Origin of the sequence: Collinsella sp. AM17-1 (genome assembly GCF_003470665.1) — a bacterium.
GTDB lineage: Bacteria > Actinomycetota > Coriobacteriia > Coriobacteriales > Coriobacteriaceae > Collinsella.
Genome location: NZ_QRJZ01000017.1, coordinates 39282 through 48740 on the forward strand (window position 1 = coordinate 39282; position 9459 = coordinate 48740).

General features: G+C 61.9%; 2 protein-coding genes and 1 other RNA gene. 2 read left to right on the forward strand and 1 reads right to left on the reverse strand.

Going from position 1 to position 9459, the window contains the following annotated elements; genetic code table 11:
* The first annotated feature begins 472 nt into the window (after window positions 1–472).
* Window positions 473–8095, forward strand: a complete 7623-nt coding sequence (locus DW195_RS07995) for a Spy0128 family protein (RefSeq protein WP_118206412.1) — start codon at window positions 473–475, stop codon at window positions 8093–8095.
* Window positions 8096–8189: 94 nt separating this feature from the next.
* An RNA gene (gene ffs, locus DW195_RS08000) (signal recognition particle sRNA small type) lies at window positions 8190–8285 on the forward strand.
* 315 nt (window positions 8286–8600) lie between these two features.
* Here the strand turns inward: ffs and DW195_RS08005 are convergent.
* Window positions 8601–9459, reverse strand: an 859-nt coding sequence (locus DW195_RS08005) for an LPXTG cell wall anchor domain-containing protein (RefSeq protein WP_233540845.1), incomplete at its 5' end; no start/stop codon positions are given.

The window sequence follows — 9459 nt, forward strand, 5'->3', positions numbered from 1 at the left end:
AAAATACCCGTAAAGGCATATGAATCTGAACAATTCAATCCTGTGCCTTGTGGCGCTCGATGGTGCTGTCTGGGGATCGGAGACTATGCACTTCAGGTGTTGACGCTGTCATTCATATGCCATTAGGCGATTGCTCTTCGTTCAGTTGTTCGTCAATTAATCCTGCCAATTAATTACCATTTCGGGCGAAGACGTGGATTATCTCCATGATGGGCCTCTTTGGGCATAATGTTGTCTTTAACTGTCCTTAATCAATAGATCGCTCTTGGGAAGAGAAGGCGACACCAGAGGGGGAGAAGGGAATTGGAGAGGAAAGTTTTCGGCGGGGGGGCAGAGAGTCGCTGCTCTCTGCCTTGCGCTGGTTCTCGGCTTCGGATGTTTATCCGTTGGCGCGACGGCCGGTGTCGCATATGCGGCCACGGCATCGCGGACTGCGTATACTGCGGAGGAGTTTGAGATCACCCAGGACGGCGTGACCTATTCGTGTGAGACCACGGATAAAGGCACGGCGGAAATCACAGGTATTGTTGCCGACGACAGTGTGACCGCGGTGAGTGTGCCCAGCTCCATCGAGCATGGTGGCCAGACCTACAAAGTCACCAAACTTTATTTCTCGTCTGGTATCGTGGCCAAGAACGTTGAGCAGCTGACGCTTCCCGATACGCTCGAAAAAATGTACGGAGGGAATTTCCAGAGGTTCGCAAAGGTCAAGGAGCTCCATATCCCTGGCTCCATCAAGAACTTCGGTTGCTCGCTGCAAAACGCTGGCTCGCTCGAAAAGCTCTATTTCGATGAGGGCGTCGAGGAGATTAGCGCCAACATGATGGTCTATGGCTGCAGCAACCTTTCGGAGATCGATCTCCCCTCCACCCTCAAAATGATTTCGGGCTCGGGCGCCTTCGAGGGGGCTACGGCCCTCACGGGCATCGAGTTTCCAAAAGATGTCGCCTTCTCCGACACCATAACGGGCGTGTTCGAAGACTGCACGTCTCTGACAAGCGTGTTGTTGCCCGCTTCGGTTACCAAGATCCCCTCGCACATGTTTGACGGATGCACCTCTCTCGCGTCCGTCACCGCGCTGAGCGAAATCGAGTCCATCGGGGATGGGGCGTTTCGGAATTGCTCGAGTTTAACCGGGATCGATTTCCCGGGCACATTGACGAGCATCGGATCCTCTGCTTTCCAGGGGTGTGCCAGCCTGGTGAGCGTGCCCAATCTAAGCAAGGTAACAAAGATGGGCTGGGGGGCGTTTTACGAGTGCAAAAAACTGCAGGCGTCCGTGGATCTGTCCTCGCTTCAGAACATTCCGGACAATGCGTTCTGCTACACGCCGGTTAAGATCGTGGGGCTCTGCGACAGCTTGAGGAGTATCGGTGACTGGGCCTTTATCCAGAGCAACGTTGCCGTCCAGCTCCCCAGGACACTTGAGACAATTGGCAACTACGCCTTCTATTACGGCACGTTGCCGGAGCAGTTTTCCATTCCGGATTCCGTGACTTCCGTTGGCACGGCAGCCTTCTCGGGCGTAGATGGCGTGAAGGATGTGACGATCGGGCGCGGCCTCACCAAAATACCCTCGGGTATGTTTGACGGCAGCACGGTTCAAAAGATCACAATCGAAAACAGCATGGACGACATCACCGGCTCGGAGAACCTCCCGTTCTTTGGCGTCGATATCGTCTACACGCGCGAGTCCATCGATGACGGCGTCGGCGATACCGTGAGCAATGACAGCACCAAGACCCTTCAGGAGCTGGTCAACGAGGCCCCCGATGGCAAGGAAACCGTCATCACCCTGAAAAAGCACGTGAAGCTCGGCTCCACGCTCACGATTCCTATCGGGAAGATGATTAAGATCACGTCGGATGAGCCCTATACCATCTTGGCAACAAAGAATAGTGACGTCTCCGTACTGGTCAATGTTGCCGAGAGGGCATCCCTCGAGCTGTCGGGGAAAGCGTCTCTGAGGGGTCGTTACAACAAGGGCGCCATTATTTCTAGCAAGGGAGCAGTTGTGCTCTCTGACGAGGCCGTTGTGTGCGACGGCGCTGCGAACACCGTCAATACGGGCGTCATCGACGTGTCGGGAGACAAGGCTTCGCTTGCCATGACGGGCGGCGTTATCGAGCAGTGCGAACTTAAGGACGCGTATTGCGGCGCTGTCCACGCGAAGGACGGCGCTCATGTTGTCATGAAGGGCGGCGTTATCCGTAAGAACGGAATCGTCGTTACCGGAGACACTAACGGCTATCACCTCACATCTTCTGGCGTCATGTTGGTGGGCAATGCCCGCTTTGACATGAGCGGAGGCAGCATCGAGGGCAACAGCGGCTATCGAGGCAGCGCGGTCCTTGCGTACAGTGAGGGGGAGGGCGATAGCCAAAGAGCCAAGTTCACGATGACTGGTGGTCAGATTTCCGGCAACAGGAGCAGTAAACTGGAGGCGGGGTCCTTAGATCCCTCTGGAGCAGTTCACATTGAGGGCAACGCCGAGTTCACCATGGAGGATGGAGAGATTAAGAACAACGTTGCGTCTGGCAACGGCAAAGGCGGCGGAGTGTGTGTGGTCGACCCGGGCTGCCAAGGCGGGAAAAGGGGGAATACTGCTTTCACCATGCAAGGCGGGTCCATATCTGGCAACTCCGCTTCCGCCGGCGGAGGCGTCTATACCTATTCAGGCGTCTATACCTATTCGAATAACGTCACGCTCAGCGCAGGCGAGATCAAAGACAATACTGCTTGGAGCATGGGCGGCGGCGTGTATAGCGAAGGTAACGAGGCTCATGGCTATGGCACGCTCCACATCGAAAACGCCCTCGTTGTTGATAACCATGCGAAAGAGCAAGGCGGCGGCATGTGGTTCTGCCCGACCGGAGATGCCAAGGTCTACGTCCAGAACGGCGGCCTGATCGCCAGGAACACGGCCAATGGGGCGGGAGACGACCTTGTCTTCATCGGCTTCAAAGACGCCAAATACAAACTGACCTTGGCCAACCGCGCTCCGGGCGGCGGAAAGGTCAACTGGTACAAAGACGGTGGGCTGTTTAACCCCGAAGGCACTTATGCGGCAACAAACCACGATGTCCCGCGATTCACGCCCGATGGTGACAACGGCGAGCCTCTGTCCTTTACCGACGCCACGCCGAACGTCGCGCTTAAATCTGTGATGAGCGAGGATGTGTATAACCTCGGCGCCGGTCAGACGTCGCTGACGATCTCCGGCAATACGGCGCCGTTGGGAGGCGGCATCGGCGCCAACGGCGGTGTTGTCATCGGCAGGTCCGAGAACATCAACATTCCAGTCAAAAAGGTCTGGGAGAACCCTAAGATCCCCCATCCTAATAAGGTCAAAATAAATCTCAAGAACGGCGATACCGTCATCGATTCGATCACCCTGAGCGAGTCTGACGGCTGGGAGGGCGTCTTCTCCAACCTGCCGCAGCGTGATGCTTTCGGCTCCGTGATCGCCTACACCGTGGCCGAGGACCCCGTCGAGGGCTACAGCTCGAAGGTCACCGGCGACGCCGAGCGCGGCTTCACCGTGACCAACGCCTCCACGGCCAAGGTCTCGGTGCCCGTCGAGAAGAAGTGGGTCGGCCCGGCGGCCAAGAAGGCCACCGTGCGCCTGCTCGCCGACGGCGAGGACGCCGGCCAGTCGATCGAGCTCAACGAGTCCAACGGCTGGAAGGGCTCCTTCAAGGGCCTGCCCAAGTACTCCGAGTCCGGCTCCGAGGTCCGCTACACCGTGGCCGAGGTGCCCGTCGAGGGCTACAGCTCTAAGGCCACCGGCGACGCCAAGGACGGCTTCACCGTGACCAACACTGTGAAGACGGGCGAGCTCGACGTCTCCAAGACCGTCGTGGCGCGCGAGGGCCTGGCGGTCGACGCGGACAAGATATTTAAGTTTGTGGTTGAGGCCACCGATGCCATGGGCCGCAAAGTGTCCGGCACCTACGGTGACGCGACGTTCGAGGACGGCAAGGCGACCCTCAAGCTCAAAGATGGCCAGACGGCGAGGATCACGGGGCTGCCCGCGGGAACTGCCTACACGGTGACCGAGCGCGCCGCCGCTGGCTACAAGGCTGCGGTGAACGGAGCCGAGGGCTCCAAGGCCGAGGGCTCCATCGCGGCAGACCAGGTCTCCTTCGCCGCCTTCACCAACACCTTCGACCCCGCCCCCGCCACGGCGTCCGTCTCCGAGCTCACCAAGGTGCTCGCGGGCGGCCGCAAGCCCGGCCTTCAGAAGGGGGAGTTCGTCTTTGAGCTTTCCCTCACCGACGGTGCGGGCAATGTTCTCGAGGGCTACCCAATCGAGGCGAAGAATGACAAGGACGGCAAGGTTTCCTTTGGCGAGCTCAGCTTCACCAATCTGGGCACCTACCACGCGACCGTGACCGAGAAAGCAAGCGGCGATGTCCTGATTGAGGACGATGCGCACGCCTACACCTTCGACATCACGGTGACTCAGACTGGCGCCGGCCTTAAGGCCGAGATCTCCAACGAGCGGGGCAAGAAGACTTTCACCAACACCTTCACGCCGCACGACAACACCAAGACCGTCACCAAGGCGGACGCCTCGGGCGCCAAGGTCGATGTGGATGGCAAACCGGTGGGCGTGGGCGATACCCTCACCTATACCATCGGCTGGGCCAATAACAGCGTCGACGACAGGGGCGCCGCGCAGGCGGCCGACGTGACGGTGACCGATGTCCTGCCCAAGGGCGTTAACTATGTTGAGGGTTCTGCCGACGGTGCCGCCTACGACGCCGCGACGCGCACCCTTACCTGGTCGCTCAGCGAGCAGGCTGCGGGCGCCACGGGCACGCTCAGCTTCGACGTGAAGGTCTCCGCCGAAGCCGCCGTGGTCGACGACATCGCCAATACCGCAACGGTCAAGGTGGGCGAGAACGAGTCGCAGACCAACACGACCCACAACAGCGTGCCCCGCGGGGGCAGCCTCACCGTCAAGAAGACGGTCGTCGGCGGCGACAGCCAGCGCGAGTTCGGCTTTACGGTCGCGCTGACCGACGGGGACGGCGAGCCCGTCTCTGGCACCTTCGGCAAGGGCGAGCACGCCGTGACGTTCGCGGGCGGCAAGGCGAACTTCACGCTTAAGGATGGCGGGGAGAAGATCATCTCCGGCCTACCCGTGGGCGCGCACTATACCGTGACCGAGGATGCCGCCGAGGGCTACGCGACCACGGTCAACGGGGCCGACGGCTCCAAGGTCGATGGCGCCGTGACCGAGGGCGGCGTGACCGTCGCGTTCACCAACACGTACGGAACGGCCGCCGAGGGCAGGGACGTCTCCACCGCGGGGCTCTTCACCAAGACACTCGAGGGCCGCGACTGGGCGGAGGACGATAGCTTCCAGTTCGCGCTCGCGGGCGAGGACGGCGCCCCCATGCCCGAGGGCTCTGCCGACGGCTCCAAGACCGTCAGCGTGACGGCCGGCGCCGGCACCAAGGCGGGCGATAGGGTCGCCTTCGACTTCGGCCCCATCCGCTATACGCTCGACGACATCAAGGACGCCGGGTTCGCCGAGGTCGGCGGCAAGCGCGTGCGCGCCAAGACCTTCACCTACACGGTGCGCGAGGCCAGGCCCGATGACGGCTCCGCCATCGCCGGCGTGGCCTACGACGGCCACGTCGCCACGATGACGGTGACCGTGACCGACGACGGCTCCGGCAACCTCACGGCCTCGACGCCCGCGATCGCGCAGGCGAGCGGCGGCGACTTCGTCAACACCTACACGACCGAGCTCGACTACTCGGCCCGCGCGGGCGTGCGCCTGTCCAAGGCGCTCTCCGGCCGCGCCATGGAGGCGGGGCAGTTCGCCTTCACCGTGACCGCGGACTCCGAGACGGCCGCCAAGCTCGGCCTCAAGACCGGCAAGGACGCCTATACCGTTTCCGCGGCCGATGACGGTGCGGCCGACCTGGTCGACCTCATCGGCGGGACCGCGGGGGGCGACGTGAAGTTCACCGACGCCGACGCGGACAAGACCTACAGCTTCACCGTCACCGAGACCAAGCTCGGCGGCGAGGGCTACGCCAACGACACCGCGCCGCGCACGGTGACCATCGCGCCCGCCTACGATGCCGCGACGGGCAAGCTTACGGTCACGACCACAGTTGCCAAGGACGGTGTCGAGGTCGCACGCAGCGAGGTCTCCACAGCGGATGGCGCCACGGCGGCGCCCGCGCCCGTGACGGTCGCGTTCGAGAACTCCTACGAGGCCACCGGAAAGCTCGGCGGCGAGGGCAACGTGGCAATTAATGCCACCAAGACGCTGACGGGCCGCGCCGCGAAGGCGGGCGAGTTCTCGTTCTCCGTCCGCAATGCCCAGGGTAATGTGGTCGCGATCGCGACCAACCAGGCCTCCGGCGACGGCGAGGCCGCGGGACTTGCGTTCTCGTCCATCGCCTACACCACCGACGCTCTCGAGCGGATGGTGGCGGACGGCACCGCCACCAGGGCCGCCGACGGCTCCTGGGTCATTCCCTATACCGTTTCCGAGGACGGCACGGGCCGGCTGCCCGCGGGCGTGACGGCGGCCGCATCGAGCTTCGGCATTACGGTCAAGGTGACCGATGGCGGCAAGGGCAGGCTGGATGTGGCCGTGGTCTACCCCGAGGGCTCCGACGGCACGCTGTCGTTCGTGAACGGCTATAGCGCCGGCGAGGCGACGGTCGACCTCGCGGGCACCAAGACGCTGGCGCTCGGCCAGGCTGGACTCGGCCTCACGCAGGCCGACATCGAGGGCAAGTACGCCTTTAAGATTGAGCCGCTGGATGGCGCGCCCGCACCGGTCGACGCCTCCGGCAAGACGGTGACCGAGGCGACCAACGACGCCGTCGGCAATGTCGTGCTGGGCCACGTCACGTTCAGGCAGCCGAGCGATCTCGATGACGTCGAGATCGACGGCGACGGCCTGCGCACCAAGACGTTCGCCTACCGGGTGAGCGAGTCCGGCTCGGTCGACGGCGTGGTCAATGACGCGACGGCGACCAGGACCTTCACGGTCAGGGTCGTCGAGGACACCAATGCGGGCACGCTCGCCGCGGAGGTCCTGCCCGCAGAGGGCACGCTCGAGGGCAGGGGTGCGTTCGAGTTCACCAACACCTACGGCGTGAACCCGACGCCGAGCTCCGTCACCGACCAGATCAAGGTGAACAAGAAGCTTAAGGGCCGTGACCTGGCCGAGGGCGAGTTCGAGTTCCAGCTGGTCGAGCTTGCCGCCGACGGCAGCGAGAGCGTCGCGGCGACGGGCAAGAACGCCGCCGACGGCACGGTCGCGCTTAGCCCCGTCACCTACACCGCGCCCGGCACGCACAGCTACGAGCTGCGCGAGGTCGCCGGCACGGCGGGCGGCGTGACGTACGACAAGACGACGTACTGCGTGCGCACGACGGTTGCCGATGCCAAAAACGGCACGCTTACCGTCAAGCACGAGCTCATGGATGCCGAGGGCAATCCCGCGAACGACATCTCGGTGACCTTCACCAACGGCTACCAGGCCGCACCCGTCACCCTCAAGCTGGGCGCCGCCAAGGTGCTCAAGGGCGCCGAGCTCAAGGCGGGCCAGTTTAGCTTTGAGCTCAAGGGCCGGGACGGCAAGGTCATGTCGACCGCCAAGAATGCCGTGGACGGCAGCGTCACGTTCGATGCGCTGACGTTCAAGCAGGCTGGCACCTACACCTTCACGGTGAGCGAGGTCGACGACGGCCAGGCGCACGTGACCTACGACAAGGCGGTGCACAAGATCGTCGTCACGGTGAGCGACGAGGCGGCAGATGGCACCAAGACGGGCTATCTGTCGGCGAAGGTCTCCTACGAGGGCGACGCCAACCTGCCGCCAGTCTTCACCAACAGCTACGCCGAGAATCCCGGGACCCCCGGCACCCCCGAGAACCCCGGCACGCCGGGCGGTGGCTCGGATGGCGGTTCCGGCGGCAGCTCCGGCGACGGCTCCAAGGGCGGCATGCCCGACACCGGCGACCGCAGCCTGCCGGTTGAGGCACTCGGCGCCATGGCCGGCATCGGTGCGCTGGCCGTCGCGGGCGGCGCGGTCCTGTACCGCAAGCGCCGCTAACGATATGGACGAGTGGGGCGAATCCATCCGATGGGTTCGCCCCACTTGCCGTGGCGGGCGGGAGCAGGTAAGATATACCGAGCGCCTAGCGCGTTCGATGGGTTCGGATGACGACATGTTCCGAATCTGGTCAGGTCCGGAAGGAAGCAGCCATAAGGAGCCTCTGTCGGGCATCCGAATCCATCGAGTGCGCAGGCTTTCTTTTTGCGCGGTTTTACCAAACCGCGCAATGCTCGACGCTGCGCGCCACCCAGAGCGACAATTTGTCATTCAAAAGGCAGGGCATGACCAGAAGGTCTATGCCTTGCCTTTTTCATGCCAACTTGTTCGCCCTGGATGTCGCTCGCTGGCTGCGCCAAGACATCAATGGCTACGTGGTTCAAGAGATGGTGGCATTACCATTTGTTTTTACAAGTAAAGAGGCCCGTTTCCCTGGTTTTGGTTGGGGAAACGGGCCTCTTTGTCTATGGGCTTATGGATTGGCGAAGACAATAACCGCTGGCGGCTATTTTGAGTTCTTGATGCGGCGTGTGGCTGTGGCGGTTATTCCGAGTCCTGCGGCGGCGATTCCTGCGAGTGTGATTGCGCTCGGCGCTGTGTCGCCTGTGTTTGCGAGCTTGCCGGTGGTCGTATCTGCTTGCTTGGTGGAGCTCGATGGAGCGTCTTTGCCGGTCGCGGGCGAGCTGGCGGGCTGCGCCGTCTCGGCCGGTTGCGCTGAGCTGGAGGGTTTTGTCGTCTCGGCGGGTTTCGTTATCTCGGGCGAGGTGGCCTTATCTGCCGCGGCTTTCGCCTCTTCGTATGCCTTGCAGGCATCGTCATAGGCCGCTTGCGCCTTTTCCAAATCGCCGAGGAGTGCATTTCGCTTGGCTATGTCCTCATCCATGTGGGCTTTGGCTTCCTCTGCCTCACTTTCGAAATACTGAACCTGTTTTTTCTGGCTTTCGAGCCGGCGTTGGCAGTGGTGAAGATCATCTTCACAAGATTTTTCTCGCCTTTCTGCCGACATGATCTCACTTCGCAACTGCTTAATAGTTTCGTTAGAAGCTCCGTCGTCGATTGCCTTATTTAATTCTGCCTGAAGGCCGCTTGTCCGGTTGTGGGCCTCATTGTATTTGGCTTGGGCTGCATCGACGTTCGCTTGCATGGCGGGAAGGCGCTCCCTCCGTTTGGCGGCTTCCGTCACCACCATGTCGTAGATCTCTTGAAAAGCGGCAATGTCATCATCGATTACCGCAAGTTTCTCAAGACTTGCGGCGTCTTTTGCGGCCTCGAGGTTTTTGAGCGCTTCCTGCATGGCTGCATACGCTCTTTCTTTTAATATGAGCAGGACATTGTCAAGAGGCAAAATCGGGCCTGGCCCCAAC